This window comes from Brevundimonas aveniformis DSM 17977, assembly GCF_000428765.1.
Taxonomy (GTDB): domain Bacteria; phylum Pseudomonadota; class Alphaproteobacteria; order Caulobacterales; family Caulobacteraceae; genus Brevundimonas; species Brevundimonas aveniformis.
In genome coordinates, this window is the sequence record NZ_AUAO01000001.1 from 462407 (window position 1) to 489338 (window position 26932).

The window sequence follows — 26932 nt, forward strand, 5'->3', positions numbered from 1 at the left end:
GGGGGAACCTCGCGGCGCTCGCCCATGGGCAGGCTGGTCTACTGGGGTGGTGTGCTGGCCATTTGGGGCCTGATCTTCGCCGTGGTCTTCTTTGCGGTGTTTGCACGGGGTCTGCCCGACACCTCGTCGCTGGACGCCATCGAGCGGGTGCCCGGGATCACCTATCTGGACCGGAACGGCGTGCTGATCGCCGCCCGCGGCTCCGAGCAATCCCCTCCGATCGAGCTGGATACCCTGCCCGACTACGTGCCCGCCGCCTTCATCGCGGTGGAAGACCGACGCTTCTACCACCATCCGGGCTTTGACCCGATCGGCATGGTTCGGGCCATGGTCGCCAATATGCGAGCCGGGCGCGTGGTCCAGGGCGGGTCGACCCTGACCCAGCAGCTGGTCAAAAACCTGTTCCTCACACCGGACCAGACCATGCGCCGCAAGGTCCAGGAAATCATGCTGGCGGTGTGGCTGGAGTTGCGCTTCTCCAAGGACGAGATCCTCGAGCTCTATCTGAACCGGGTCTATTTCGGTGCCGGGGCCTATGGCATCGAGGCGGCGGCCCAACGCTATTTCGACAAGTCCGCCCACGAGCTGACCATCGGCGAAGCGGCCTTGCTGGCCGGACTGCTCAAGGCCCCGTCCCGTTATTCACCCCTGTCAGAGACAGAACGCGCAGCCGGGCGCGCCACCGTCGTCCTGAACGAGATGGAAGAGGCGGGCGTCATCACCACCGCCCAGCGCGAGGCGGCGGTCCTAGAGCCGGTGCGAGTGTCGCGCACATTGGCGACCCAACACGCCCAGTATTTCGTCGACTGGCTGGATCAGGAGGTTCAGGCCCTGATCGGTGAAAGCAGCGCCGATCTGGTCGTCGAAACGACGCTGGATCTGACGCTCCAGGCCCAGGCCGAACGCGCCGTGCGCGCGATCATCGCCCGCGACGGCGAGCGCGGTGTCGAACAGGCCGCCCTCGTCGCCGTCGACGGCGAAGGCCGTGTGCGCGCCATGATCGGCGGGGCGTCTTATGCCGACAGCCAATTCAACCGGGCCGTCGATGCCCGACGTCAGGCCGGGTCGGCCTTCAAACCCTTTGTCTATCTGGCGGCCATGGAGGCCGGCTACACGCCCGATACGCCGGTTGAGGACCAGGCCATCACCATCGGAAACTGGTCGCCCAGGAACTACGACGGAACCTTCCGCGGGCGTATGACCATGGCCCAGGCGGTGGCCCAGTCGACCAATACGGTCGCGGCCTATGTGGCAGACCGGGTCGGGCGGGACCGTGTCGCTTCAGCGGCACGCCGTCTGGGCATCACCTCGCCGATCAATACCCAGCCTGCCATGGCTCTGGGTGCGGTGGAGGTCAGCCCTCTGGAGATGGCCCAGGCCTATGCAGCCTTCTCCAACGGAGGTCGGCGGGCCCGTGCTCACGGCATCACGCGCATCCGCACGCGTGATGGGCAGACCCTGTACGAACGCCGTGAAGGCGAGGCCGGGGCCCAGCAGCAGGTGATCAACAACCCCCCGCTTTACTACATGAACCAGATGCTGCGTGGGGTGATCACCAGCGGCACGGCGCGCGCCGCCGCCATCGAGGGCTATGACCTGGCCGGCAAGACCGGGACGACGTCCGACTACAAGGACGCCTGGTTCGTCGGCTACACCGGCGGCTTCGTCACCGCCGTCTGGGTGGGTCGCGACGATAATACGCCCATGCGCCGGGTGACCGGCGGCGGCGCGCCGGCGGCGATCTGGCGTCAGTTCATGGCCGCGGCCCTGCCGCGGCTGGATGTCCAGCGCATTCCCGATGGCCCGGCCATGCCCGAGGGCTGGCAGGAGGGTCTTCAGGCTCCGGGTCAGGACCCGATCGGCGACATTCTGGACGGCATCGGCGGTCTGTTCGGTGGCGAAGGTACGCCGGCCCAGCCGCAACCCCAGCCTGAACCCGTGCCGGTGCAGGAACCGGCTCGGCCCCAACCTCAGCAGCCGCAACCCCAGCCTCGTCCTGCACCCGCAACGCCACCGCCCGGTACGCCGTCCCCCCAACCGTCTGAACAACGGGACGAGGGACGCGAGCCCATCTATTTCTGACGGGCCATAATGGACAGCATCTTCAGCTTCTTTGCCGATCTCTGGGCTCCGATCAGCGCCTTCTTCGACGGCCTCGGCGAACTCATTCGCGACAATTCGGCTTGGGCGGGACCGATCCTCGGCCTGATCACCTTTGGCGAGTCCATGGTGCTCATCGGGGCTTTCTTCCCGGCGACCGCCCTGATGCTCATTGCCGGCGGTCTAGCGGCGGAAGGCTCGGTCAGCATCGTTGAGGTGCTTCTGTGGTGCGTCGCCGGAGCGTTTCTGGGTGACGCCGTGTCCTACTGGCTCGGCCGCAAGCTCGGGCCCGCGGCCTGGCGTAGCCGCCTGCTCAGAAACCAGCGCCGCCTGGCCGCGCGCTCGCGCTTGTTCTTCCGACGCTGGGGCGTGCTGTCGATCTACCTGTGCCGCTTCATGGGCCCGGTGCGCGCCTTCGTGCCGCTGATCGCCGGAATTACCGGCATGCCGCATCTGAAGTTCCAGCTGGCCAATTTCGGCTCGGCGGCCGTCTGGGTGCCGATCATGCTGGCCCCCGGCTATCTCGGGGGCCTCGGTCTTCAGTGGCTGAACCAATATGAGCATGGCCTCGAATACGGCATGGCGATCCTGGCGGTTCTGATCGTGCTGTTTCTGGTCGCGCGCGGCGCACTCAAGGCCCGCGCCGAGCGCGCGCTGGGCCTCGCTGAGGAATAAATCGCGGGACTCTGTGCGTCCACGGTGCTTGTCTGCGACCTCTAGGCCAAGACGCCACAAGCTCAGGAGCCCGCCATGCACCGCGCCGCAGCCGCATCCATCCTCGCCCTTCTCGCCGCCATGCCCGCCGGTGCCGCCGTGGCCCAGGACGGCCATGCCGGCCACGGCGCCCACGCCCAGCACGCGGATCATGCGGCGCATCAGGATCACCAGACCTACACCGCCGCCCAGTTCTTTGAGACCACCAGCTTCGGTATGGCCTCGTCTGGTGCCTACGCCTTTTCGCCGGACGGATCGCACATCCTGATCAACTCCGACGCCTCAGGTGTCTTCAACGTCTATGCCCAGCCGATCGCCGGCGGCGAACCCGTCGCCCTGACCCAGTCGACCGACAACGCCACCTTCGCCGCCTCCTATTTTCCGAATGACGGTCGGGTCCTGTTCACCCACGACCAGGGCGGCGACGAACTGGACCACGTTTACCTCCGCAACGAGGACGGCACGGTCGTCGACCTGACGCCGGGCGAGGGTCTCAAGGCCGATTTCCTCGGCTGGTCAGGGGACGGAGCGACCTTTTACCTGACGTCCAACGCGCGCGACGCAGCCGCCTTCGACATCCTGGCGTTCGACGCCGCTTCGCTCGAAAGCCGCGTCCTGTTCGAGAACCCGGGCGGCTTCTTCCCGTCGGGGGTGTCGCCGGACGGGCGTTGGGTCGTCATCGACAAGCCCAACACTTCGGCCGACAGCGACATCTATTTGGTTGACCTGCAGGGGTCCGGCGAGCCGACCCTGATCACCGCCCATGAGGGCGCGATCGCCTATGGATCCTACGGCTTCACACCGGACAGTTCGGCTCTGGTTTTCGGCACTAATGAGCACGGCGAATGGAACCAGGCCTGGAGGCGAGATCTCGCCTCCGGTGAGATTTCGCCGATGATCCAGGCCGACTGGGACGTCACCTACGTCAGCTACAGCCCATCCGGCCGCTACCAGGTTCACGCCCTGAACGCCGACGCCTCGACCGACGTCACCCTCACCGACACCTCGACGGGGCAGGCGATCAGCCTTTCAGGCGTGCCGGGCGGCGACCTCGGCGGCATCCGCTTCAATGAGGACGAAACGACCATCGCCTTCTCCGTCGCGTCCGACACCTCGCCGTCCGACATCTTCGTCGCCGACCTGGCGACCGGCCAGGCGCGGCGCCTGACCCACGCCCTCAACCCCGAGATCGATGAAAGCCATCTCGTGGAGGCGACCATCGTTCGCTACGAGGGCGAGGGCGGGGTCATGGTTCCGGGTGTGCTGTACCGGCCGCACGGTGCCTCAGCCGCGGTGCCGGTTCCCGCCGTTGTCTTCGTCCACGGCGGTCCGGGCGGCCAGAGCCGGCGCGGCTATTCCGCCATGGTCCAGCATCTGGTCAATCACGGCTATGCGGTCCTGATGGCCAACAACCGCGGCTCGTCCGGTTATGGCAAGACCTTCTTCCACATGGACGACCGGGCGCACGGTGAGGCCGATCTGCGCGACATCGTCGCCGGCGGTCAGTGGCTGCGCGACCAGGACTGGGTGGCCGACGACCAGGTCGCAGTCATGGGCGGGTCCTACGGCGGCTATATGACGGCGGCGGCTCTGGCCTTCCACCCGCAAGCGTTCGAGGCCGGCATCAACATCTTCGGCGTCACCAACTGGGTGCGGACCCTGGAGTCCATCCCCGCCTGGTGGGGTGCCCAGCGCGACGCGCTGTTCGACGAGATGGGCGATCCCGCCACCGACGCCGAGCGCCACCGCGCTATCTCGCCGCTGTTCCACGCCGGCAACATCGTGCGGCCGATGCTGGTTATCCAGGGCGCCAATGACCCGCGCGTGCTGCAGGTCGAGAGCGACGAACTGGTCGCCGCCGCCCGCGCCAACGGCACGCCGGTGGAATACGTCCTCTTCCCCGACGAAGGCCACGGCTTCCTGCGCCGAGAGAACCGGGTGACGGCGCAGGAAGCCTATCTGCGATTCCTGGATCAGTACGTCCGGCGAACCGGCGAATGATCCGTCAGGCGGTCAGGGCCTGCCAGGCGACGTAGGCGGCCACGGCCAGGATCAGGCCCGCGAACAGGCGGCGTCCGAGAGCGGCGTTGGTGCCCAGTCGATCTGAGATCGGCAGGCCGAGGAGCGTGCCGACAGCGCCCCCTGCGGCCATGGCCGCAACCAGCGGCCAGACGACCAGCCCCGACAGGCTGTAGTTGATCGCCGTCGTCGCCCCGAAGGCGGCGACACTGACAAGGGACGAGGCTTGGGCGACCGCCAGGGTCATGCCGGCGGCGGCCATCAGCCCCGGCACGATCAGGAATCCGCCGCCAATTCCGAAGAAGCCCGACGCCGCACCGACGGTGGCACCGGCCACGCCCAGACGCGGGACGAGGGAGACCGTATGGGGCCGCATCAACGCCTCGGATCCCTTTTGGGGCCGGAGCATCGCCAGAGCCACGGCGGCCATCGCGGCGGCGAAGGCCAGCAGTAGCCGATCCCCATCGACCATCTTGGCCAGGGACGATCCGACCCAGGCACCGGCGATGCCGAAGGCGGCGAAGGTCAAGGCGTGCGGCCAGCGAACCCGACCGGCGCGGGCCTGACCGACCAGGGCCGTCAGGGCGTTCAATGACACGCCGGCGGCTGACACGCCGATGGCGACGTGAGGCTCGGACACGCCGACCACATAGAGCAGCAGCGGCACGGCCAGAACCGATCCGCCGCCCCCAAAGACGGTCAGGAACAGCGCCACGATCCCGCCGCTGAGCGCGGCGAGCGCAAGCGTCGTCATCTCCATGGGATCAGGCCTGGGCCGGACGGTTCCAGGGCATGACCGCCAGCACCCGAGCCATGCCGCAGAAGCCCGTAACACCCGCCATCAAAAGGCCGGCGCCGACGAAGGCGGACAGGGCCCAGAAGCCCGGATTGACCCAGACGCCCAACGCAGCTCCGATCAGGATCAGGCTGCCGGCCCCGATCTGGACCTGGCGCATCATCTCCAGCGGCGCCTTTCGATCAACTTCGGTCGCCAGGCCCGCCGCCTTCCAGGCATCGAGCCCGCCCTCAAGCACATAGGCCTCGCCTTGAACCCTGGCCGCCAGCCGGTCGCAGTTGGCACCGGTCCGGTTGCCCGTCCGACACATGAAGATGACGTCGCGATCAGGTGCAATGTTCAGGTCCGCCCCCTCGAAAGTGGACAGCGGCACCCGTGCGGCACCGGCGATGTGCTCGCGCGCGACTTCGTCGGGTTCGCGAATGTCGACGAGGTGCGCCGCGCCGGCCTTGAGGCGCGCAGAGACTTCGGTGGGAGACAGGGGAACGAGCTTGGCGGTCATGGCGAACCTTTCAGGCAGCAGGAGGACAAAAGATCTCGGCGAGCACGCCGATGACCTTGAGGGCGGACGGATCCGCGATGCGATAGAAGATGGCGACGCCATCCCGGCGCGCTGCCACCAGCCCATCCTCGCGCAGGCGCGCCAGGTGCTGGGACAGGGCCGACTGTGACAGACCTGAGCCGGCCTGAAGTTGGCCGACCTGCATCTCGCCCGCCTCAAGCTGGCACAGGATCAGAAGACGATGCGGATTGGCCAGGGCCTTCAACAGGTGCGTGGCCGCGCCTGCGCTGGCTTGCAGCCGTTCCAGATCGTGAATTTCAGCGTCGATCATGCGGCCTATATATTCGCGATTGCTAAATTAGCAAGCTATAATATTATAGATCCTCAGGAGACACGCATGACCTCATCCCCCGACGTCGTCGGCCTGTTCGATCCGGCCAGCCATACCGTCACCTATCTGGTGTCCGATCCCGCTACCGGCACAGCAGCCCTGATCGACCCCGTGCTCGACTACGACCCGGCGGCGGCGCGCATCACCACGATGTCGGTCGACAAGCTGATGCAGGTCGTCGAGGCGCGCGAGCTCAGACTGGAGCGTGTGCTGGAGACCCATGCCCACGCCGACCACCTGACCGGGGCCCATGTGCTGCGCGGACGCACCGGCGCGCCCGTCGGTATCGGCTGCCGGATCACCGAGGTGCAGAAGACCTTCGCTACCGTCTTCGACGCCGATGACGTCACCGCGGACGGAGCGGCCTTCGACCAGCTCTGGGCCGACGGCGAGCGCTTTCCGCTCGGCGAGCTGGAGGTCGAGGTCATCCACACGCCTGGCCACACCCCCGCCTGCGTCAGCTATCGGATCGGCGACGCCGTCTTCGTCGGCGACACCCTGTTCATGCCCGACTACGGCACCGCGCGCTGTGACTTCCCCGGGGGCGATGCCCGCACCCTCTATCGCTCGATCCACAAGATCCTGGCCCTGCCGGACGACACCCGCATCTTCGTCGGCCACGACTATCTGCCCGCTGGTCGCACCGCCTACGCCTGGGAAACCACTGTCGCCGCCCAGAAGGCCGACAACATCCATATCGGCGGAGATCGCTCCGAAGCCGATTTCGTCGACCTTCGCGAAGCCCGCGACGCCACCCTCAAGCCGCCACAACTGATCCTGCCCGCCCTCCAGATCAACATCCGCGCCGGTGCCCTGCCGCCCGCCGAAACCTCGGGTCAGCGGTTCATCCGCCTGCCGATCAACGCGATCTAGCGGACGCCAGCCACATCGCCCCGATCATGCAGGCGCCGAACAGCAGGCCTTCCAGCCCGCCGGTGACGGTGCGGCTCACGACCCCGAACTCCGGCTCGCCCAGCAGCCGGGCCACGCCGTCCAGGTTCAGGCGCGACTCCGCGAACTGACGTCCGAGCAGGTCGAGGCTCCCTGCGAACAGCCGACCGCCCATCAGGCCGATGGCTACGCCGCCGAATGCCCCGGCCAGACCCGCCACCGCCATCGACCGCCTCAGTGACGGAGCCCCGCGCACGGACATCCAGGCCCCGACGCCGATCGCCGCACCCAGCACCAGCCCGCCGCCGCCGCCGGTGATCCCGCCCGGTGCCTCACCCAGCAGCAGCGAGAAGGCGTCCAGTCCCAGCATCTTGACCACTGCCCCGACGATCATCCCACCCAGGGCTCCGCCGACGATCCGCCACGGGCCGGGCCGACCGGCCAGCAGGTCCGCTCCCGCAATGCCCAGCGACACGCCGGCGGCTCCGGTCACGGCCACCAGAATGGTCACGCAAGTCAGCACCAGCACAATCGAGCCGGACCCCAGCCCCGGCTCAAGCGGATCTCCGGCTCCGATAAATCCATAGATCAGGCCACCGATGGTGCCGGCGACTGCGCCGCCGGCGACACCCGCCACGACCAGCCGCAGGGCGTCACGCCAGCGCCCGTTCGACACAGGGGTGTCACCAGCTCGGGTCGTCGTCGGCTCGACGGAGGCACGAGCGTCAACCACCCCGCCATCACCCCGCTTCACTTCCGCGATGAACCGATAGCCGTGCTTTGGCTCTGTCTCGATAAACCTCGGTCGCCCCGCCGCGTCGCCTAGCGCCCGACGCAGCGAGCGTATGCACTGCGTCAGGGCCTCGTCCGTCACCGGAATGCCCTTCCAGACCTCGTCGAGAAACCTGTCCTTGGACACCAGCCGCCCGGCCTCCGACACCAGCAGCATCAAAGCGTCGAGATACCGGCTCGACAACTCAACCGGCACGCCCGCGCGGGTCAACCGTCGATCCGCAGCGTCCAGCTCGAATTCCCCGAAGCGATACCGGTCCGATGTCAATTTCAGCGTTTCCTCACACCCTGCTCATGCCGCTCATGGAACTCTGGCCCAGGTTGGCGACCTCAGCCTGACATGGAGCAAACCGCATGACCCGACCAGACCCAATCGCCAACCGCCACCTCGATACTATCCTTCGCCTGCTGATGTGGTGTGGCCTGCTGGGCCTGTGGCTCTTCCCCCTCATCGCCAAACAGTTCACTGACGAGGTCCAGTGGTCGACAATGGATCACGTCTTCTGGTTCTTCATGCTGGCCATTCCCGGTGCTGTCATTGAGGTCGTATCCCGCCTGACCTCGAACTGGGCCTATCGCGGCGGCGTCGTGATCGCCCTGGCGACCAGCTTCGTGATCACCTGGGCCAATCTGGCCGTCGGCATCGTCGGCAATGAGGACAATCCGATCAATCTGGTCTTCTTCGGCGTGGTCGCCATCGCCGTGTTTGGGTCGATCCTGGTCGGCTTCAAGGCCAGCCGCATGCGCTGGGTGTTTCTGGCCACCGCAGCCGCCCAGGCGCTTAGCGCCCTGGTCGCCCTGCAGGCCGAGCCCTTTGTCTGGGTCTTCTGCGGCATCACCACCGCCCTGTGGCTGGCGGCCGCGACCCTCTTTGGCCGCGCCGCAGAGGCCCAGACGGTCGCCGGGACGCCCCCGGCCTGACGCGGCTTGCTCGGCGCAACGGGATCACCCATGGTTGGGAACCATGATGATCCTGGTCTATTTCGCGACCTTCGCCCTGTTTTCGGTGATCTTCACCCGCGAGGTCATCGCCCCCGCCTCGCGAGCGAAATGCGACAAGCGTTGGCGTCTTTACGCAGGGTCGCTGAACGCCCTCAACCTGATCGTCGTGGTCGCGGCAGGCGTTCTGTTCCAGAGCTGGATCGCCGGCCATTCGGTTTTCAAACTGGAGGGACGGATCGATCCGGTCAGCGGCGGCCTTCTAACTTTCGTGACGGCCAGCTTCTTCGCCTACTGGTATCACCGGCTGATCCACAAGAGCGATCGCCTTTGGCGATGGGTGCATCAACTGCATCACAGCCCGACCCGGATCGAAGCCCTAACGGCCTTCTATATCCACCCGCTCGACGGCCTTATGGCGACGCTTTTGAATGCCGCGGTGGCCTATGGACTACTCGGTGTCGGGCCGGTAGCGGCGGCGATCGGCCTGGGCTGCGTGACGGCCTTCAACCTGCTGGCCCACGCCGACATTAAGACACCCTGGTGGCTCGGATTCATCGCCCAGAGGCCTGAGATGCATCGCATCCACCATGAGCGGGGTGTCCACCGGAATAACTACGGCCTGCCACTGTGGGATCTGCTGTTCGGCACCTGGCGCAATCCACGAGACGGCTGGGTTGAATGCGGCTTTCCCGACGACAAGGAACGCCTGATCGGCCAGATGCTGATGATGAAGGACGTCGACGGCTAGCCCAGACCCTCCAGGGCGCTGTGGATGGATAGGGCCTGAACCGTCTGGCGGACATCATGGACCCGCAGGATGGCCGCACCCTGGCGCGCGGCCTCCAGCGCCAGAGCCAGCGATCCCCCCAACCGATCCAGGGGGTCAACGGCGGTCGGGTCGAGGGTCTGGATCATCCGCTTGCGACTGGCACCATAGAGAACCGGGTAGCCGCGCTCGACCAGGGCCCTCAAGTCGGCGGTCAGGGCCAGATTGTGCTGAAGCGCCTTGCCGAAACCGATGCCGGGGTCCAGCCAGATCCGGTCGCGAACGACGCCGGCGGCTTCGGCGGCCAAAGCCCGCTCGGCCAGCCAATCCGACACCTCGGCCACCACGTCGTCATAGACGGGGTTGTCCTGCATGGTCCGGGGCTCGCCCTGCATGTGCATGAGCACGACCCGGCATCCGAGATCGGCCGCCGTCGCCGGGCTCTCTTCGGACCAGGTCAGGGCCGTGACGTCATTCCATATGGTCGCGCCTGCCGCCACCGCCGCCCTGGCGACCGATGGTTTCATGGTGTCGATAGAGATCGGCCCCGGCCAGCGATCCCGGATCGCCCGGATCAGCGGCACGACCCGGGCTATTTCTGTTTCGGCGTCGATCGGCTGGGCACCCGGGCGCGTGCTTTCCCCGCCAATGTCGAGAATGTCCGCGCCCGCCTGGATCAGAGCCAGGGCATGCGTCAGAGCTGCGTCCGTCGAGACGAAACGACCGCCATCTGAAAAGCTGTCCGCCGTCACATTGACGATGCCCATGACCTGGGGCCGGGTCACCCTCGGCCCCCGATCAGGCCACCCAGAGCCTCCAGATAGGCCGCGAACGCCTTGCGCCCCGCCTTGGTGATGGTCACGCGGGTCAGCGGTTTGTTGTCGCGAAAGCTCTTGTCGATGGCGACATAGTGCGCCTCTTCCAGCTTCTTGAGATGAACCGACAGATTCCCCTGCGTCGCCTCCAGCGCCGATTTGAGTTCGGTGAAGTCAGCCGTTTCGGCGTCCGCCAGATAGACCATGATCCCCAGCCGAATACGACCGTGGATCACCTCATCGATCTTGCCCAGGTCGGACAGGCTCATGGATCAGTGCGCCTTCAGCCCGGCGCGCGCATCGCGAAACATGATCCAGCCCGGCAGGGCGAACAGCAGGAACAGGGCGGCTGTGCAGACGACCAGATACCAGAACGGCTCTCGCACCAGCACGCCGAGCGCCACAGCCGTCGCCCAGCCGCCCAGTGCGGTCGCCAGCATCCAGCCCTTTCGGCGAAGGGTCCAGGCGACGTACCAGGCCGCAGCCTGCAACGCGAAGACGATAGCGGCGTAGTAGAGCCAGATGAAGAACTCGCCCTCTCGGATCGCCCCGACGGCGAAGACGATGACGACCGCCGCATTTGCCATGCCGGTCGCACTGAAGGCGGCATTCAGCATACGGGCACCGGTCGGGCCACGGTTGGCACCGCCGTTCTTCATGTCGGTCAGGATGGCCCAGGTCAGGATGGCCAGAAAGGCAACGGTAATGCCGACGACGAAGATCAGATTGGCCAGGCCCGGCCAACGGATCACGCCGAGAATCTGGCCGATGTGAAACAGACACTGGAGCCCATAGAGCAAGCCACCGGCCAGATAGCAGATGGCCAAGGTCATCGGCGGACGTCGGTCACCGTCAACAATGGACCGAAGGAAGGCCAGATCGGCTTCGGCGGACTGGCGATTGGGTGTGTCGGGCATTCTGTGGGCTCCGTGAACCGGCGCGTTTCGAAGTGAACGCACCGGCCCGGCTTGGCAAGCTATTCGGCAGGCGCGGCTGTGGGTTGCGGGGGCGACCGACGCCACGGGACGCGACGACCGTTTAGCCAGCGGCCCATGAATGTATGACGGATCAGAAGTTCATAGCTGATCAGACAGACCGCCATGACGCCGAGCGATACACCGGCCAGTTTCAGCCACCAGGGACCGGCCCAGTCCTGGATCCAGACCTGGGCCAGCATGACCAGCGGCAGATGCAGGATGTAGACCCAGTAGGAGGAGTCCGCGAGATAGCGTCGAACCGGGCTGTGGCCCGACAGGAAGCGAATGCACAGCCCCATCGCGGCCAGGGCCGATGACTGAACGGCGAGGGCCATGACCCCGGCAGCGATGGCCTTGTCCATCGTCGGCTCGACCATTGGCTCCAGGTTGGGGCCGCCCGCCAGGATATAGCCGGCAACGCCCGCCGTAACGGCAACGCCCACGAAGATGGGGGACCACTGCGCGATGCGGTTGAGGAGGTCACGCCGCCGGTCCAGTAGGAAACCGTAACCAAAGGCAAGGCCAAAGGCGATCAGCGCAGCGGTGTCCGGCACGATCCCTTCGTCCGGCGTGGGGACGGCAAAGAAGGCGACCCAGGCCGGATCCTGCCAGAAGGCCCAGGCGGTCGGGATAGCAAGCAGGATGGGAGTCCAGGGACCGGTCACGGCACCGGTCAGCCGATCCACAAGACGGCCCCAGGCACCAGAGCGGTCCAGCATCGCGAATGGCGAGCGCAGGATCAGCGCCGCAGCGTAGAAGATCAGCAGGACATACAGGAACCATAGGTGGGTCAGGGGGAAGTTGGTCCAGTCGTAGGTCGGAGGCGGAGGTGGTTCCGCACCCGGCGTGACCCAGCCCTGGATGTGGGCATTCCAGACCAGGGCGGTGATGATGCCGGCCATCACCGGCGTCCAGAAGGTCGCGAGCGGCCCACCGATGCGGATCACGCGATCCTTGAGAAAGCCCAGCCAACCGCGTCGGCTCAGCATCATGTGGGCAAACAGGCCGGCGATCAGAAAGAAGGCCGTCATGCGGAAGATGTGAATCGCAAAGAACAGCCACGCCGCGCCAATCGAGGTGCTGTCGTCGCCGACGATCCAGATCTGGGTCGGGAAGAAGGAAAGGCTGGCGTGCAGGACTACGCCCAGCAGCAGGGCACCGCCTCTCAGGGCGTCGAGCCCGTGCAGGCGGTCCGGGGGGGTCTGGGTGAGCGGCATGACGATGTCTCCATAGTGCGGGAGAGCGTATTGCATAGACTTGTCTGTTTTGCAAACTTGTTCGCCAGAACCTTCCCTTGCCTGACTCCGCAATGACAAACGGGCGGCTCATGAAGCCGCCCGCCTGCCTGTCTTGGATGCTCGGATTTAGTGTACGGTCGGGATTGTGTCCGCCTCGACCGTATCGCCGGCGGGTGTCACCGGGACCGCCAGGGATGCCCCGACAGTCACGTCCCCCGATTCCTCGCGGTCCGGCAGCTTGCCGTCTTTGAGCAGGGCGACGATTTCCTCGCCCGACAGGGTTTCGTACTCAAGCAGCGCCTGGGCGAGCTTTTCGTGATCGCCCTTCTTCTTCTTGAGAATCTTGCGCGCTTCGTCCCAGCCGGACGTCACGAGGCGCTTGACCTCGGCATCGATGGTACGGGCCGTCTCTTCCGAGACGTTCTGGCTGCGGGCAACCGAGTGACCCAGAAAGACCTCTTCCTGGTTCTCGCCGTAGGCGACGGTGCCCAGCACATCCGAAAAGCCCCAGCGCGTCACCATGGCGCGCGCCAGCTTGGTCGCCTGTTCAATGTCGGACGACGCCCCGGAGGTGATGTTGTCCTTGCCGAAGATCAGCTCTTCGGCAACGCGGCCGCCGGCCATGATGGCGATACGGTCGACCATCTGCTGGTACTTCATCGAGTAGCGATCGCCTTCGGGCAGCTGCATGACCATGCCCAGGGCCCGCCCGCGCGGGACAATGGTGGCCTTGTGGACCGGGTCCGCCATCTTGACGTTGATGGCGACAATGGCGTGACCGGCCTCGTGATAGGCGGTCAGGCGCTTCTCTTCCTCGCTCATGGCCATGGACTTGCGCTCGGCACCCATCATGACCTTGTCCTTGGCGTCTTCGAAGTCGCGATGGGTGACCATCTTGCGGTCCTTGCGCGCCGCCGTCAGAGCCGCCTCATTTACCAGATTGGCCAGGTCGGCACCCGAGAAGCCGGGCGTGCCGCGCGCAATGGTCTTGACGTTCACGTCGGCGGCCAACGGCACGTCCTTCATGTGGACACGCAGGATTTTCTCACGGCCGGAAACGTCCGGATTGGGCACCACGACCTGACGGTCGAAGCGGCCGGGACGAAGCAGCGCCGGATCCAGAACGTCCGGCCGGTTGGTGGCGGCGATCAGGATGATGTTCTCGGAGGCCTCGAAGCCGTCCATCTCGACCAGCAACTGGTTCAGGGTCTGCTCACGCTCGTCGTTGCCACCGCCGAGGCCTGCGCCCCGGTGACGCCCGACGGCGTCGATTTCGTCGATGAAGATGATGCAGGGCGCGTTCTTCTTGGCCTGTTCGAACATGTCACGAACCCGGCTGGCGCCGACGCCGACAAACATTTCGACGAAGTCCGAGCCGGAAATCGAGAAGAAGGGCACGCCGGCTTCGCCGGCCACGGCACGCGCCAGCAGGGTCTTGCCGGTGCCCGGAGGGCCGACCAGCAGGGCACCCTTGGGGATCTTGCCGCCCAGGCGCTGGAACTTGCCGGGATCCTTGAGGAAGTCGACAACCTCCTGCAGCTCTTCCTTGGCCTCGTCGACGCCGGCCACGTCGTCGAAGGTCTTGCGGCCCTTGTGCTCGGTCAACAGTTTGGCCTTGGACTTGCCGAAGCCCATGGCGCCTCGCGCACCACCCTGCATCCGGTTCATGAACCAGAACCAGACCAGGATCAGCAACAGGAAGGGGGCGATACCGATCAGAAGGGTCAGCCAGATCGACTGTTGACCGGTGACCGCCGTGATCTCGACGTCGGCGGCGTTCAATCGCTCCTGAAGGTCGGTACTGGGCAGCAGAGTCACGGATCGGAAGCCGGCGCCACTTTCATAGACACCGTCGACGCGATCTCCCCGAATACTCACTTCCCGAACTTCACCGGCATCGACGCGGCGCAGAAGTTCCGAATAGGAAATCTCGGTCGGGCGGTTGGTCTTGGTCTGGGTTTGCGGCCCCATGAAGCTGTAGGCCGCCAAAAGGGCCATGGCGATGGCACCCCAGATGGCCAGATTGCGCAGGTTCATTCCTGTCCTCAACGTCTCTTGATGAGCGCGTCACCGCGCTGTTCGACCCTAGATAGGATGACGAGTCGGGCGACGCCATGGCCGCTCACAGATCGCCTTCCATTTTCGCCTGCCTCGTCGCCAGTCGTAGCCGATCCGGAACGAGGCAGGACGCCTTCACTGTCGGGTGTGCAAGAACCGGGCAAGGATCACCGTCCCGAAACAGCACCGGGTGATACGGTCGGGCCGGTGCAGGCAACTGGCCAAGCCAGGTCCGATCCTGGCAAGACAGTCTTGCCCGGTGGCCGCCGGCCGGGCCGACCGCCCACCCCGGCTCAGCGGCTTCAAAGGCGAAACGCCCGTCCCAGACCTGGACATCCCCGGGCACAAGCGATTGGGTCGGCGGGCCCTCGCGTCCCCGTTCTCGTGTGATGGTCAGTCCGCCAGCCTGAGCCTGAACCCTCGCCCCATTTAACACCCCCGCAGAGGCCCCGGTGACGAGACGATGCCGAAGGCGCTCAACCGCCGACGACGACGGGATGCCGGCCCGCCCCGCCGCGCTGGCCAGGGCCTGACCCAGCCAGGGCGTTGTGATCGGCCCGCGGATGACGCCCGTTTCGGTATCCACCTCCAGATCAAGGCTCGGGCGGCGGCGATCCACCATGGCCGTCCGGGACGGTTGGGCGGCGCGGGCACGACTCCTTTGAAAGCGGAGGTCGGCGTTGGCCGGGTCGTCGACCCAGCTGATCCCCTCGGTCTGAAGCCAGGCCCTCAACGCCTCGCGCCGAACATCCAGCATGGGACGCAGCAGCATCAGCCCCCGGCCCTCCGGCCAGGCCGGCGACGGCGACCAGACCTGCATCTGTCCAAGCGGCGTTCCCCTGGCCCGCATCCAGTCGGCCTCGGCCAGATCATCCAGAGTGTGGCCCAGCAGAATAACCTTGGCCCCCCCCGCGCGCGCGGCCTCGGCGAGCAGGGCATGTCGAGCTTGCCGCGCGGCCTCGGCCAGACCGCTATGAGGCTTCGCCCCATCCCAGCTCAAACCGAGCCAGTCCAGGCCCAGGGCAGTTGCCGCGCGGGCGACCTGATCGTTCCATGCCGGTCCGTGCGGTGACAGGCCGTGGTCCAGGCTGAGAACAACCAGCCGCCGCTTGCGTCGGCGGGTCCAATCGGCAGCCACATGCATCAAGGCCATGGAATCGCCACCGCCCGACACCCCGAGGGTCACGGGCGCGCGGGCATGCGGCGTCAGATAGTGGTCCAGTCGTTGCTGGACGCGTTCAACCCAATCGGGCCTCAGCCGCACTCGGCCTGGCTGTTGATCTGGGTGGCGCGGGCGCGCAGGGCCGGGCTGGCGCGCTCAGCATAGCGCCGGCTGAACTCGCCCAGAGCCTGACAGGATTGTTCGTCCCGGTCGCTGGCGGCCAGGGCCGACGCCAGCTTGACGGTCGCATCGGGAGCCCACGCGGTGCTGGGCCATCCCCGCAACGCGCGGGCAAAGTCCTGAACGGCACCGGTGGCGTCGTTGCCGGCCAGGCGAAGGTCGCCCAGTCGATAATGGGCCTCAGACACACGACCACTATCCGGCCAGGTGACAATGAACAGCTCAAACGCTTCTGCGGCATCGGTGGCCTGGCCGTCCCGGACCAGACGCATGGCGGCATCGAAATCACCGCCCTCGGAACCACTGGGAGAGCGGGGGGCCAGGGTTCCACCGCCCTCAGCCGCCGTCTCGGCAGCCGCCGACTCAAGCTGGGCGACCTGTCGGGTCAGGGCGTCGATGCGCCCCGCCAGGTCGCGCCGGGTCCGCTCGCCGCTTTCCAGCTCGATCGTCAGACGCTCATTCTCGCCGTTGATCCGAACCAGGGTCGCCTCAAGATCGGATAGCCGCTGATCCATCAGATCGACCCGTCCCATCAAGGCCACGACCTCGGGGTCGGCCTCGATGATGACCGGGTCCCCCGCCGCATTGCGCTGGGTCAGGGCCCGCTCCAGACGGCGCACGTTGCGATCAAGCCGCTCCAGACGCCGGGCATCCCAGGCGATCGCCGGCGGCTCCTGGGTCTGAGCCACGACGGCCCCACCCGTCACAACCAGAGCCCCGGCAGCGGCACCCAGGGTGATCGCCAGGGCTGGAACGAGGCTGAGGGTTCCGAGGCGGAAGCGGGACATAGACTTGAGCATCATGGCCTGGCCAAACGGACTGACGTGACGGGCGCGCACCGAGGCACGCGCCCCATCACCGGTTACTGAGGCGCGCCGCCCGTGATCGTGGTGTGGGCGTTGCGGTTCTGGGCCCAGGCCTGCTCGTTCGAGCCGAAGGCGATCGGGCGTTCCTTGCCGTAGGAGATCGTGTCGATCCGGCTGGCCGGGATACCGTTGGCGATCAGGAAGCTACGCACGGCTTCGGCGCGACGGGCCCCGAGGGCCAGGTTGTATTCACGGGTGCCGCGCTCATCAGCATTGCCCTCGATGCGGATCTGGACCTGCGGATAGCGCGACAGCCACCCGGCCTGGGCCGCCAGAACGCGCGAGGCATCCGACCGGATCGAATAGGAATCGAAGTCAAAATAGACCCGATCCCCGACGTTGATGGTGAAGTCGCGCACCGAGCCCGGGATGACCGCGCCGTCCACGGGTCCGGTCGGAACCGACGGGCCGGTCGGCGTGGTCGGCTGGCTCGGCGTGCCCGGGTCAACCGGGGTCGGCGGCGGCGTGCGGCGGGTACAACCGGCGGCCGCGATCATCGCGACGGCGGCGACGACGATCGCCGTGGTCTTGAAGGGTGACGTGGTCATCGATCTATATCCTCTCGACTGTTCCGCTTTTTCAACGGTGTAGCTTATCCAAAAGTCCTAGGCCGATGTTGGGATTTCCACCATCGCGATAACGGCAAGTTGACCTTTACCCCCCAGCGGCGAGACAGCTTCCGCCACTCGCGCCGACAGCCCCGCCGAAGTCGGCCGCGGGAGGGTCCAGCAGCGGCGACCAGGCCGGATCAGAGGCCGCCCCACCATAGGGAGCCGGGCGCAGAATACGTCCGGTAACATCGGTGATCCACAGGTGCGGGCTCTCTCCCGCCTCACCCCGGAAGAACATCAGATAGCGGCCATTCGGAGCCCAGGTCGGACCTTCCTGATAATAGCTCGACGACAGGATGCGCTCGCCACCACCACTCGCGTTCATCACTCCGATGTGGAACCGGCCACCCTGTTGTTTGGTAAAGGCAATCATATCGCCGCACGGGCTCCACACCGGCGTGTGGTAGTTGCCCGAGCCCGATGAAATCGGGCGCTGGCCCGAGCCATCGGCGTTCATGACATACAGGCGCGGTCGCCCGCCCCGATCCGAGTTGAAGACGATCCGCGATCCGTCCGGCGAGAAGGACGGGGAGGTGTCGATACCCGGGTCCGACGTCAGCCGGGTGAGCTGGCGCCCCTGAAGGGTCATCACATAGATGTCCGAATTGCCGCCCCGTTCGAGTGAAAAGGCGATCCGGCGCCCATCGGGAGAGAACCGCGGGGCGAAAACGACGCCCTCAAACTCGCCCAGGCTTTCCTGGCGACCGGTTTCAAGATCCAGCAGATAGATACGGGTATAGTCCTCGCCCAGCGCCATATAGGTCACGCGCTGGTGGGTCGACGAGAAGCGCGGCGTCATGACGATGGCGTCGGTCGCCGGCAGGTAGGAGGGGTTGAAGCCGTCCTGATCCATGACGCCCAGCCGCGTAGTTCGATTGGGGCCGCGCCCGTCTTCGGCGACAAAGACGATCCGGGTATCGAAATAGCCGAGCTCACCGGTCAGGCGTTGATAGACGGCGTCAGAGATCTTGTGCGCCACCCGCCGCCAGTTTTCCGGTGTTGAGGTGAACTGAAAGCCCAAAAGCTGGGTCTGCTGGACCGTGTCCCAGAGCCGGAAATTGACCCGCAGGCGACCATCACCGTCGACATTGACCTGCCCGACCAGCAGGGTCTGGGCATTGATCTGGGTCCATTGTGCGAACTGGGGTTCGACATCGACGCCCGGATTCTGCTGGATGAAGGCGGCTGGGTCGATGGGGTCAAAAAAGCCGGATCGCTCCAGATTGGCGGAAATGACCTGGGCGATCTCCTGTCCGCGCGGGCCCTGGAACGGGGCAATGGCAATCGGCAGGTCGCGCAGCACGCCTTCGGAAATCACGACATCTTCGCCTGCGGGTTGGCCGGACTGGGCCATCGCTGGCTGAGCCCCGAGCGTTGCAAGCGCGAGGCAGAGGGGGGCGATCAGGGCGGTCAGACGCATCGGCGCTCCATCAAGCAAAGGCGAGGGACACCCCTTACTGTCCTTGCGTCCCTTGCAGAGAGGTGAACGGCCAATAAGGCAACGATACGGCGAAGGCGTCAAACGATCGGCCTGACGAAGCCTGATGCCCTCTACCGGCAGGCATCAGCGGTTTCGAACCGGAAGGTTACGTTGGACGACTCATAGCCGTCTGGAACTTCGTAGGGTGCCGCGGCCCGAACCGCACGCAAGGCACTTTCTGAAGCCGCGCGCCAAACAGGCCCGGACTGCGGACTGATCAGGGTCGGTCCCTCGGTAATACGGCCGCGACCGTCAATCGTCAGACGCATGCGGATCGACAGAGCATCTCCACCTGCCATTTCACAGAAGGTCAGGTTCCAGTGCGGGATCACCTGACGACCGAACAGGGCGACCTGCTGACCCGTGGCCACCGGTGCGTCGCCGGCTCCGGATTCGGTCGCCGGGCGCCCGGGACGCTGCGGCCGGTTCGGCTGGCGTTGCCCGCCTCCCGTCAGATCGTCGAGGTTCAGAGATTCCGTTTCCCGGCGCGGCGGGGTCGGACGATCCGGGCGCGGCTGAGGGGGTTGCGGGCGGGGCGTAGGCGTCGGGGTCGGCGTCGGACGCGGCGGGGTCGGACGCGGCGGCTGAGGTCGGGGCGGAGTCGGGGTCGGATCGGGGGCCGGCTCAGGCGCTTCGGGTTCGGGCGTTTCGACGGCGTCCGGCGTCACCTCATCGAACACCTCTTCAGCCGGAGCCGGGGTCGGCGCCGCCTGTCGCTGAATCTCGGACACCACCGTCACCGGCACCGAGCCGATGACGACCTCTGGCCGCTCGGGTTGCCTGAGCAGCATGACCAGGGCGAGCGCCAACACGCCCACATGCAGGACGATCGATCCAACAATGGCGAGCGCCCGACGCAGCATCTCAGGGGGCCTCTGCGGTCCCTTCGGCCGTTTCAGTGGCCGTTGCCGGGGTCGCCTGCGGGCCGGCACTGTCGGTGACCAAATTCAGGCGCGTGAACCCGGTTGCGGACAGACGGCCCATGACCTGGGCAACCACGCCATACGGTGCCTGGCCATCTCCACGAACAAAGATGGGGCGCTCCAGATTGTTGCCGGCCATGGCCGAGATGCGCGGGCCCAACTGCTCCAGCGTTGCGGGGTCTTCCTGCACATAGATGGCCCCGTCGCGTTGAATCGAGACGGTGATTGGCTCTTCGATCTGCTCGACCGATCCGGCGTCGGTCTTGGGCAGCTCCAGCGGAACCGCCACCGTCAGCAGCGGCGCGGCCACCATGAAGATGATGAGCAGCACCAGCATGACGTCGACCAGCGGCGTGACATTGATTTCGGACAGGGGGCGACGGCGAGCGCGACGTCGGCCACGCCCCGCGCCCCCCGAGCCTCCGGCAGACAGGGCCATGTCAGAGCGTCTCCGAACGGGTCTGAACCGGCTGGAAACCTGCCGCTGGATGCGGCGGCGGGCCCGACCGTTCGCCCAGGCGCTTGGCGATGGCGGCCTGAAGGTCGTCGGCAAAATTCTCTAGGCGACCGGCAAACTTGCCCGCATCAATCGAGAACTTGTTGTAGGCAATATAGGCCGGGATCGCGGCGGCCAGGCCGATTCCGGTGGCGAACAGGGCTTCGGCAATCGCCGGGGCCACCGTCGTCAGATTGGTGTTGCCCTGGGCGGCGATCTCACCAAAGGCATGCATGATCCCGTAAACGGTCCCGAACAGCCCGATAAAGGGTGACGAGGTCGCGACCACCGACAGGACCCCCAGGCCCTCTTCGGCAGATTGGCTCTCGCGGGCGATGATGGCGTCCAGTGTGCGGTCAAGACGCGCAATCAGAAAACCGGCCTGCGCATCCGAAAGCGGGCCGCCGGCCCGCGCCTCGCGCCAGTCGCGGATCGCCGCGACCAGCATCCGGGGCAGGGGTTGGCGCGGATTGGGGCCGGCCTGCTGGGCCAGATCCTCCAGCGACCGGCCGCTGGATAGCGCCTCTTCAAAGGCGTTGGCCTGACGGTTCAGGGTGATGAACCGCGCGGCGCGGTCAATGATCACCGCCCACGACCACAGGGACGCCAGGGCCAGACCGATGATCACCCCCTTGATCACCCAGTCGGCATGGATGAACAGGTTAATGACGTTGAGCGCCTCGGCGGCGGTCGCACTGATCGGCATGAAAGTCTCCGGTTCCCGAATCGATCACCCTCCCGCTTGCAGGAACGGTGCCGCTCACACAAGCGGCCAGACGTGACGTTTCTAAGGCAGCAACCAGGAGGCCAGAGCGTTCCGCAGCGCCTCCGGGGGACGGCGCGGGCGGCCTTTCAGGTCAATACAGGCCGCCTCGACGTCGGCCTGGGTCAGGACCTGATCGCCGCGGGTGATGGTCTGGCGGATGATCAGGCGCGGGCCCTGAATGGCCTCATACAGGGTCCTGACGATCAAGGCGTCATCGATCCGGGCCGCGGCTCGAAAGCGGGTGTCCATCCGTGTAACCACGAAGGCGATGGGCTCGGCCTGATCCAGCAGTTCGGCATGACCGATCGAGATCAGGCGCAGGAAATCGGACCGCCCGCGCTCGAAATAGCGCAGATAGTTGGCGTGATAGACCAGGCCGGTGAAGTCGGTGTCCTCGTAATAGACCCGGACTGGCAACAGATGGGTTCGGCCTTCGAACGCGCCGGCGGTCGGTTCGGGCAGGGCGGTCATGGAACGGGTGCGGCAGGATTGGGGAACATGCCGCGACAATAGCGCGCCTGTGCCGCCTGAAGGGCCGGATTCTCTACGCGCCCGATGATCACATTGCGGGGGGTCGAGACAAAATAGGCCTGGCGTGACCCACCGCCTTGTCGTGAAACAACGGCCTGACCACAGATGACCTGTGGGTCCTGGGCCGAGGCTCTGAGGAACCGCACCTCGGTCGGCCGGATACTGGCATCCTCGAGCTGGCGCATAGCGCGGGCTTCGGGGGCCTGTGGCCCGCGAATCGGATCAACCAGAACAATCACGGCCAATCCCACGAGGATCGCCAGGCCCACACCGAAGATCCAGGCCCGGTTCACACCGCGCCTCCGCCCCTATTTCGCCCGGCCCGAGCTACCGCCGGAACCGAAGGTGTCGCACTGGGCCGGATCGCCGGACTGAAGACCGCGACGCAGCCATTCGACCCGCTGTTCCGAGGAACCGTGCGTGAAGCTCTCCGGGCTGGCCCGACCGCCGGACAGAACATCGTCGCCAATGCGCGAAGCCGCGTTCAGGCCCTCCTCGATGTCACCCGGCTCCAGCGTCACCTGGCCGCCCGAGGCCTGACCGACCCGCGCCGCCCACACACCGGCATAGCAGTCCGCCTGAAGTTCCATGGCGACCTGCCAGCGATTGGCCTCGGCCTGGCTGCGCGCCTGGGACTGGGCCTGACGCACGCGGTCGGCTGTGCCGTCCAGGGTCTGAACGTGGTGGCCGACTTCATGGGCAATGACATAGGCCTGGGCGAAATCACCGGACGCGCCCAGTTGCTGGGACATGGTGTTCCAGAAGCTGAGATCCAGATAGACCTGACGATCCATCGGACAATAGAAGGGGCCCATGGCCGCCTGGCCGAGGCCACAGGCCGTGCCGGTACCGCCTTCGTAGATAACGACGCGCGGCTCTTCATAGCCATTTATCAGGCCCGACCAGACATCGGTGGTGCTGGACTGGATGACCTCGACGAACTGACCTGCCGGATCGTCGGGCGAACCGATTTCCCCCTCCGTGCTGGCCCCCTGCCCCATGCCGAGCTGGGTGGCGACCTGGGTGGTCACTTGCGGGTCGATCCCGAACAGGAAATATCCAGCCAGGGCCAGAACGGCGACCCCCAGGCCCCCGCCAATGATGCCGCCGCCGCCCATGCCGCGGCGATCGTCGACTCCGCCCCCGCGCCGTCCACCTTCCCAACGCATACGAAATCCCTCCCAAGGACCTTTGGCCGCAACCTAGGCCGAAAACTGCGACGCTCGCAATCGCTGGATCAGTCAGACCGAGTCTGGTTCAACCAACCGCGCAGACCGTTCAGACCCTGTTCGAGGTCCTCCTGTGACGATCGCGTCGGGCTGGGGTCAGGCGCGACAGGCACCGGAGCGACTGGGACCACCCCGGCCGGATCGAGGGGGATCACACCCCCCGCAGGACCGCGGCGCGCCTGGATATCGCGAACGACGGCGTCGGTCCGCAACTGGTCCAGCCGGGATTCGAGCCGGCGAAGGTCTTGCTCGTTGCGCCAACGTTCCCGTTGAAAGCGCAGCTGCTCGGCCTGCCAGACCGGATCGTCAGGCCGAAGTGTCCAGGTCTGGACCTGGGCCGCTGCGCCGACAGGTGCCGCAAGCGTCATCAACACCGCGAGGCTGAAAAGAACCCGTCCCATGCCGGCAGAATGACATCGCTCCCGTCACGATCCAAGCGGAGCCAGGCCTGGGCCACGTCCTGAAGCATGGCCGTCCCGTCAGCGGTGACCGATGGCCAGTTGGATCTTGTCGTCGCCTTCGTGGATCTGGAGCCCCCGGAACGGTGGGTCGAACGTGATCTGCAGCACCGTGCAGGCGCGACCCTTCTCCTTCATCAGGTCCTGGATCATGCCGGCAAAGGTCTGGGCTTCCGGGTCATTGCTCGGAACCAGGATTTCCAGCGGGCGCGACACCGTCAGCTCGAGCAGCTCGTTCTTAAGCGGCTCGGAACCCGGGTGATCGAGGCGGCGACCCCGAATATCAGGGGGCGGGATGTTGGGGTTGGCAGGCGCGTCATCGGTCATGGACCTGCCGTAGCAGGCCGCGCAACGATTGCCAAAGGCGGCTGCGGTCGTAGCGAGAGTGCGTGATGACAGCCTGACGAAATGTCAGGTTGACGCGACATTCGCCTCGTGTCACGTTGTCCTTACATTCTGTCACGAGGAGCTGACATGACCGCCGCCGCCAAAGCCTATGGGATTCGGACCGTTTTATTCATGGCCGGCTATGCCGTCGCGCTCGTGCTGGCCATCGGTGGCGGGCTGGACGCCATAGCCGGTGCCAATGGCTGGGTTCTGGCGGCCGCCGTCGCGGCACCCGTGGCGGGGCAGATCTGGGCGACCCTGGCCTTTATCCGCGACAGTGACGAGTTTGTCGCCGCCGTCACCGCCAAGCGGTTCATCCTCGCGGCGGGCCTGGCGATCGCCCTGGCGGTCTTCTGGGGGTTCGCCGAACGCCTGGCCGGAGCACCGCACCTGGAAGCCTACTGGATCTATCCGGTCTTCTGGGCGCTGATGGGCGCCGCGCCGATCTTCGTTCGGGATTCCTCACGATGAAAAACCGGCTGCGCGTGCTCCGCGCCGAAAAGGGCTGGACCCAGGAGGACCTGGGCAAGGCCATCGGGGTCAGCCGCCAGGCGATCAACGCCCTGGAGACTGAGAAACACGATCCATCGCTGGACCTCGCCTATCGCATCGCCTCGGTGTTCGGTCAGAGCGTCGAGGACATCTTTGAGAATCCGCACGGCTGAGGCCGGCGTTCCAGAAGCCTGAAGGAGACTTCCATGATCCATTTCGCTCGCCGCGCCGCGGGGTCGACCCTGCGCGCCTTGTTCGTCGCCTCAGTTCTGACCCTGGCCGCCGGCGGCTCGGTGATGGTCGCCGGGCCGGTCCTGGCTCAGGGCGAGCCGACCGCTCCGACCTTCCTCAGCGACCGGCTGTCGGTCGAGGTTCTGGGTCAGGGCCCGGACGTCATCTTCATTCCGGGCTTCGCCTCCTCGCGCGAGGTGTGGCGGGCGCAGGCCGAGCGGCTGGCCGCAACGCATCGGGTGCATCTGGTGCAGCTTGCCGGATTCGCCGCCCAGCCCTGGAGGCACGGCGACGGACCGTTTCTGCAGCCGGCGATCGACGGACTGGCGGCCTATGTCCACCAGTCCGGCGTCGAACGGCCCGCCGTGATCGGTCATTCCATGGGTGGTCTGATCGCCCTGATGCTGGCCCAGCAGCACCCGGACCTGGTCGAGCGGGTGATGAGCGTGGACAGTTTGCCGTTCTTTTCCGCCCTCTATGGACCGACGACGACGGCCGAGACGATGCGACCGTTGGCCGATCAGGCTGCGACGATGATGCTGAACGCAGACCTCGACAGCTTCCGAGCGGGGCAGGCGATGGGCGCCGCCGGGATGGCGCGCGATCCGGCGACCCAGGCCGTCATGGTCGAATGGGCCGTCGCCAGCGACCGGCAGGCCCTGGCCTCTGCGATGCGTGAGGTGATGACCACCGACGTCCGGCCGCAACTCGCGACCATGACCGTGCCGGTCTGGGCCGTCTATGCTTCGGACGCAGACGGCGGCGCGCCCGCCGCCCTGGCCGACGCCATGTGGGTGCGGGAGTACGCCGGCCTGCCCAGCGCGCATCTGGTGCGGGTCGATGGTTCACGCCATTTCGTCATGGCCGACCAGCCCGACCGGATGGCCGAACAGATCGACGCCTTCCTGGCGGAATAGCAAATGACGCGGCTCGTCTCAGCGGGCCGCGCTCGCCGCCAGCGCAGCGAGCAGGCCGTTGGCTACGGCCTCAGCCGAGGATCGTCCAGTGAAGGCGACCGCGACATAGGCCTGATGGCTCGGCGACCACGCCACGACCGTCCCGGCACCCGGAGCGCCACCGCTGTGGCCGATCCAGACCTGGGGCGGGCCATCGGGCACCGGGACTTCGTAGAGCATTAGGCCGCGCCCGTACCATTGAGGCGCACCGAACATCTGATGGGATGAGGCCAGCATGGCGTGCGCGTCTGACGTTGCCAGCAGTTCGCCCGTGAGGACGCCGTGCAGCAACCGGATGACGGCCTCCGGCGTTGCCGCGATTCCGCCGGCGGCGCCGGGCCAGCGCGGATCCACGGCCGGCTCGCCGGCTTGCGGCGGTCCGAGAGGTTGAATGTCAGAAATGTCCGCATCGGCTGAGAGGACACGCCCGTCGACGCCCAGCCGATCAAGGATGCGCGCCTGGACCGCCTCGGACCAGGGGCGCTCGTCCTCGATCTCGATGATCTGCCCCAAAAGGGCGTAGTTGGTGTTTGAGTAGCGCCAGCCGGTCCCCGGACAGAAGACCGCGCCGTTCCGCTCGGCGACCGCGACCTGTTCGTCCACGTTCATGCTGTGGGGCTCGGCACGATAGGCCAGGTCCTCATTGGCGCTGAACAGGCCCGAGGTGTGGGTCAGCAGCTGATCGACCGTGATCTGGTCGCCGTGAGATACGTCCACGCGCCAGCGTGTGAGGGGCGCATCGAGGGTGAGGCTCTCTTCCTCGACGAGCTGAAGCACGCTGGCTGCGACGGCCAGCTTGCCGACGCTGGCCCACCAGTGGAGCGGACGCGGCTCGACGCCGGGCGCGTCCCAACGCGAACTCCAGAAACCGACACCGGGCTGCCACAGGGCGGCGGTGAGCGACAAGGGCTCGGACCGCTCGACCGCGCGCGCCAGCACGGCGTCGAAGGCGGCGGTCACGGTCGAAGGGAAGGGATCCGCAGCGAACGTCGCCGGGGCGGGCCAGGCCTCCGGGGCAGGTGGGGCGTGGATCGGCGGCCCCGCGAACCGCGCCGGTGCCGGGCAGGACGGCTGGCTCAGCGCCGGCGTGGCGAGGAGGCAGGCCGCTCCAAGAGCCAACACCCCGGGCAGAGACGACTGGATCAGCTTCATTTGACACCTCC

Annotated in this window: 31 protein-coding genes; 9 read left to right on the plus strand and 22 right to left on the minus strand. The window is 66.5% G+C overall.

Going from position 1 to position 26932, the window contains the following annotated elements; all coding sequences use genetic code 11:
* Positions 1-24 precede the first annotated feature (24 nt).
* The 3 genes from G391_RS0102360 (at position 25) to G391_RS0102370 (ending at position 4815) form a co-directional block, all read left to right on the plus strand.
* Entirely contained in the window at positions 25-2082 is a 2058-nt protein-coding gene (locus G391_RS0102360) for a transglycosylase domain-containing protein (RefSeq protein ID WP_425393375.1), read from the plus strand.
* A 9-nt stretch (positions 2083-2091) separates the two neighbouring features.
* On the plus strand, positions 2092-2775 hold the full coding sequence (locus G391_RS0102365; protein WP_084169096.1) for a DedA family protein: 684 nt from the start codon (positions 2092-2094) through the stop codon (positions 2773-2775).
* A gap of 75 nt (positions 2776-2850) precedes the next feature.
* A complete protein-coding gene (locus tag G391_RS0102370; RefSeq protein ID WP_029086087.1) occupies positions 2851-4815 on the plus strand; it encodes a S9 family peptidase in 1965 nt (654 codons plus the stop codon).
* Between the two features lie 4 nt (positions 4816-4819).
* On the opposite strand, the gene G391_RS0102375 is transcribed toward G391_RS0102370, so the two are convergent.
* From G391_RS0102375 to G391_RS0102385, 3 genes are read right to left on the minus strand one after another with little or no spacing between them, the layout of a single operon-like run.
* A complete protein-coding gene (locus G391_RS0102375) occupies positions 4820-5587 on the minus strand; it encodes a sulfite exporter TauE/SafE family protein (RefSeq protein ID WP_425393376.1) in 768 nt (255 codons plus the stop codon).
* A 10-nt stretch (positions 5588-5597) separates the two neighbouring features.
* Positions 5598-6131: a rhodanese family protein gene (locus tag G391_RS0102380; RefSeq protein ID WP_029086089.1), complete on the minus strand. Its 534-nt coding sequence runs from the start codon at positions 6129-6131 to the stop codon at positions 5598-5600.
* Between the two features lie 10 nt (positions 6132-6141).
* On the minus strand, positions 6142-6462 hold the full coding sequence (locus G391_RS0102385; protein WP_029086090.1) for an ArsR/SmtB family transcription factor: 321 nt from the start codon (positions 6460-6462) through the stop codon (positions 6142-6144).
* A 66-nt stretch (positions 6463-6528) separates the two neighbouring features.
* Between G391_RS0102385 and G391_RS0102390 the strand changes: the two genes are divergently transcribed.
* On the plus strand, positions 6529-7395 hold the full coding sequence (locus G391_RS0102390) for an MBL fold metallo-hydrolase (RefSeq protein ID WP_029086091.1): 867 nt from the start codon (positions 6529-6531) through the stop codon (positions 7393-7395).
* On the opposite strand, the gene G391_RS13615 is transcribed toward G391_RS0102390, so the two are convergent.
* The gene (locus tag G391_RS13615; RefSeq protein WP_051257068.1) at positions 7382-8473 is read right to left on the minus strand and encodes a winged helix-turn-helix domain-containing protein; all 1092 of its coding nucleotides are present in this window, start codon (positions 8471-8473) and stop codon (positions 7382-7384) included. The two genes, G391_RS0102390 and G391_RS13615, sit on opposite strands and share 14 nt — an antisense overlap.
* Before the next feature lie 86 nt (positions 8474-8559).
* On the opposite strand from G391_RS13615, the gene G391_RS0102400 reads away from it, so the two are divergent.
* Positions 8560-9126, plus strand: coding sequence for a hypothetical protein (locus G391_RS0102400; RefSeq protein WP_051257069.1), 567 nt, complete (start codon positions 8560-8562; stop codon positions 9124-9126).
* 43 nt (positions 9127-9169) lie between these two features.
* Entirely contained in the window at positions 9170-9895 is a 726-nt protein-coding gene (locus tag G391_RS0102405; protein WP_029086093.1) for a sterol desaturase family protein, read from the plus strand.
* Here the strand turns inward: G391_RS0102405 and folP are convergent.
* From folP to G391_RS0102490, 17 genes are all read right to left on the minus strand, one after another.
* Positions 9892-10680 carry a dihydropteroate synthase gene (gene folP, locus G391_RS0102410; RefSeq protein ID WP_035303742.1) on the minus strand — a complete coding sequence of 263 codons (789 nt, stop codon included), beginning with the start codon at positions 10678-10680 and terminating at the stop codon, positions 9892-9894. The genes G391_RS0102405 and folP overlap by 4 nt on opposite strands.
* Before the next feature lie 14 nt (positions 10681-10694).
* Positions 10695-10997: a winged helix-turn-helix domain-containing protein gene (locus tag G391_RS0102415; RefSeq protein ID WP_029086095.1), complete on the minus strand. Its 303-nt coding sequence runs from the start codon at positions 10995-10997 to the stop codon at positions 10695-10697.
* A gap of 3 nt (positions 10998-11000) precedes the next feature.
* Entirely contained in the window at positions 11001-11645 is a 645-nt protein-coding gene (locus G391_RS0102420) for a hypothetical protein (protein WP_051257070.1), read from the minus strand.
* Positions 11646-11704: 59 nt separating this feature from the next.
* Entirely contained in the window at positions 11705-12958 is a 1254-nt protein-coding gene (locus G391_RS0102425; RefSeq protein WP_051257071.1) for an acyltransferase family protein, read from the minus strand.
* Between the two features lie 111 nt (positions 12959-13069).
* A complete protein-coding gene (gene ftsH, locus G391_RS0102430) occupies positions 13070-14980 on the minus strand; it encodes an ATP-dependent zinc metalloprotease FtsH (RefSeq protein WP_029086098.1) in 1911 nt (636 codons plus the stop codon).
* 85 nt (positions 14981-15065) lie between these two features.
* Complete coding sequence (gene tilS, locus G391_RS0102435; protein WP_084169097.1) at positions 15066-16265, minus strand: tRNA lysidine(34) synthetase TilS; 1200 nt, start codon at positions 16263-16265, stop codon at positions 15066-15068.
* Positions 16256-17182 carry a tol-pal system YbgF family protein gene (locus G391_RS0102440; RefSeq protein ID WP_245572020.1) on the minus strand — a complete coding sequence of 309 codons (927 nt, stop codon included), beginning with the start codon at positions 17180-17182 and terminating at the stop codon, positions 16256-16258. Before G391_RS0102440 ends, tilS begins: the two co-directional genes overlap by 10 nt.
* Before the next feature lie 23 nt (positions 17183-17205).
* The gene (gene pal, locus G391_RS0102445) at positions 17206-17757 is read right to left on the minus strand and encodes a peptidoglycan-associated lipoprotein Pal (protein WP_029086101.1); all 552 of its coding nucleotides are present in this window, start codon (positions 17755-17757) and stop codon (positions 17206-17208) included.
* A gap of 106 nt (positions 17758-17863) precedes the next feature.
* Positions 17864-19240: a Tol-Pal system beta propeller repeat protein TolB gene (tolB, locus tag G391_RS0102450; protein ID WP_029086102.1), complete on the minus strand. Its 1377-nt coding sequence runs from the start codon at positions 19238-19240 to the stop codon at positions 17864-17866.
* A gap of 131 nt (positions 19241-19371) precedes the next feature.
* On the minus strand, positions 19372-20163 hold the full coding sequence (locus tag G391_RS0102455; RefSeq protein ID WP_029086103.1) for a hypothetical protein: 792 nt from the start codon (positions 20161-20163) through the stop codon (positions 19372-19374).
* Between the two features lies 1 nt (position 20164).
* The gene (locus G391_RS0102460; RefSeq protein ID WP_029086104.1) at positions 20165-20662 is read right to left on the minus strand and encodes an ExbD/TolR family protein; all 498 of its coding nucleotides are present in this window, start codon (positions 20660-20662) and stop codon (positions 20165-20167) included.
* Between the two features lies 1 nt (position 20663).
* Complete coding sequence (locus G391_RS13620) at positions 20664-21425, minus strand: MotA/TolQ/ExbB proton channel family protein (RefSeq protein ID WP_051257072.1); 762 nt, start codon at positions 21423-21425, stop codon at positions 20664-20666.
* Positions 21426-21506: 81 nt separating this feature from the next.
* Complete coding sequence (gene ybgC / locus G391_RS0102470; RefSeq protein ID WP_281168396.1) at positions 21507-21956, minus strand: tol-pal system-associated acyl-CoA thioesterase; 450 nt, start codon at positions 21954-21956, stop codon at positions 21507-21509.
* The gene (locus G391_RS0102475; RefSeq protein WP_029086106.1) at positions 21953-22309 is read right to left on the minus strand and encodes a hypothetical protein; all 357 of its coding nucleotides are present in this window, start codon (positions 22307-22309) and stop codon (positions 21953-21955) included. Before G391_RS0102475 ends, ybgC begins: the two co-directional genes overlap by 4 nt.
* A gap of 15 nt (positions 22310-22324) precedes the next feature.
* Entirely contained in the window at positions 22325-23185 is an 861-nt protein-coding gene (gene ypfJ, locus G391_RS0102480; protein WP_029086107.1) for a KPN_02809 family neutral zinc metallopeptidase, read from the minus strand.
* 68 nt (positions 23186-23253) lie between these two features.
* Positions 23254-23646, minus strand: a complete 393-nt coding sequence (locus tag G391_RS0102485; RefSeq protein WP_029086108.1) for a hypothetical protein — start codon at positions 23644-23646, stop codon at positions 23254-23256.
* 78 nt (positions 23647-23724) lie between these two features.
* Positions 23725-24030, minus strand: coding sequence for a hypothetical protein (locus G391_RS0102490; RefSeq protein ID WP_029086109.1), 306 nt, complete (start codon positions 24028-24030; stop codon positions 23725-23727).
* A 147-nt stretch (positions 24031-24177) separates the two neighbouring features.
* On the opposite strand from G391_RS0102490, the gene G391_RS0102495 reads away from it, so the two are divergent.
* From G391_RS0102495 to G391_RS0102505, 3 genes are read left to right on the plus strand one after another with little or no spacing between them, the layout of a single operon-like run.
* Positions 24178-24561: a hypothetical protein gene (locus G391_RS0102495; protein ID WP_035303480.1), complete on the plus strand. Its 384-nt coding sequence runs from the start codon at positions 24178-24180 to the stop codon at positions 24559-24561.
* On the plus strand, positions 24558-24755 hold the full coding sequence (locus G391_RS0102500) for a helix-turn-helix transcriptional regulator (protein WP_029086111.1): 198 nt from the start codon (positions 24558-24560) through the stop codon (positions 24753-24755). The genes G391_RS0102495 and G391_RS0102500 overlap by 4 nt, the downstream gene beginning before the upstream one ends.
* Before the next feature lie 33 nt (positions 24756-24788).
* Entirely contained in the window at positions 24789-25730 is a 942-nt protein-coding gene (locus G391_RS0102505; protein ID WP_029086112.1) for an alpha/beta fold hydrolase, read from the plus strand.
* A gap of 18 nt (positions 25731-25748) precedes the next feature.
* Here the strand turns inward: G391_RS0102505 and G391_RS15065 are convergent, their stop codons facing one another.
* Entirely contained in the window at positions 25749-26921 is a 1173-nt protein-coding gene (locus G391_RS15065; RefSeq protein ID WP_029086113.1) for a serine hydrolase domain-containing protein, read from the minus strand.
* Positions 26922-26932 lie beyond the last annotated feature (11 nt).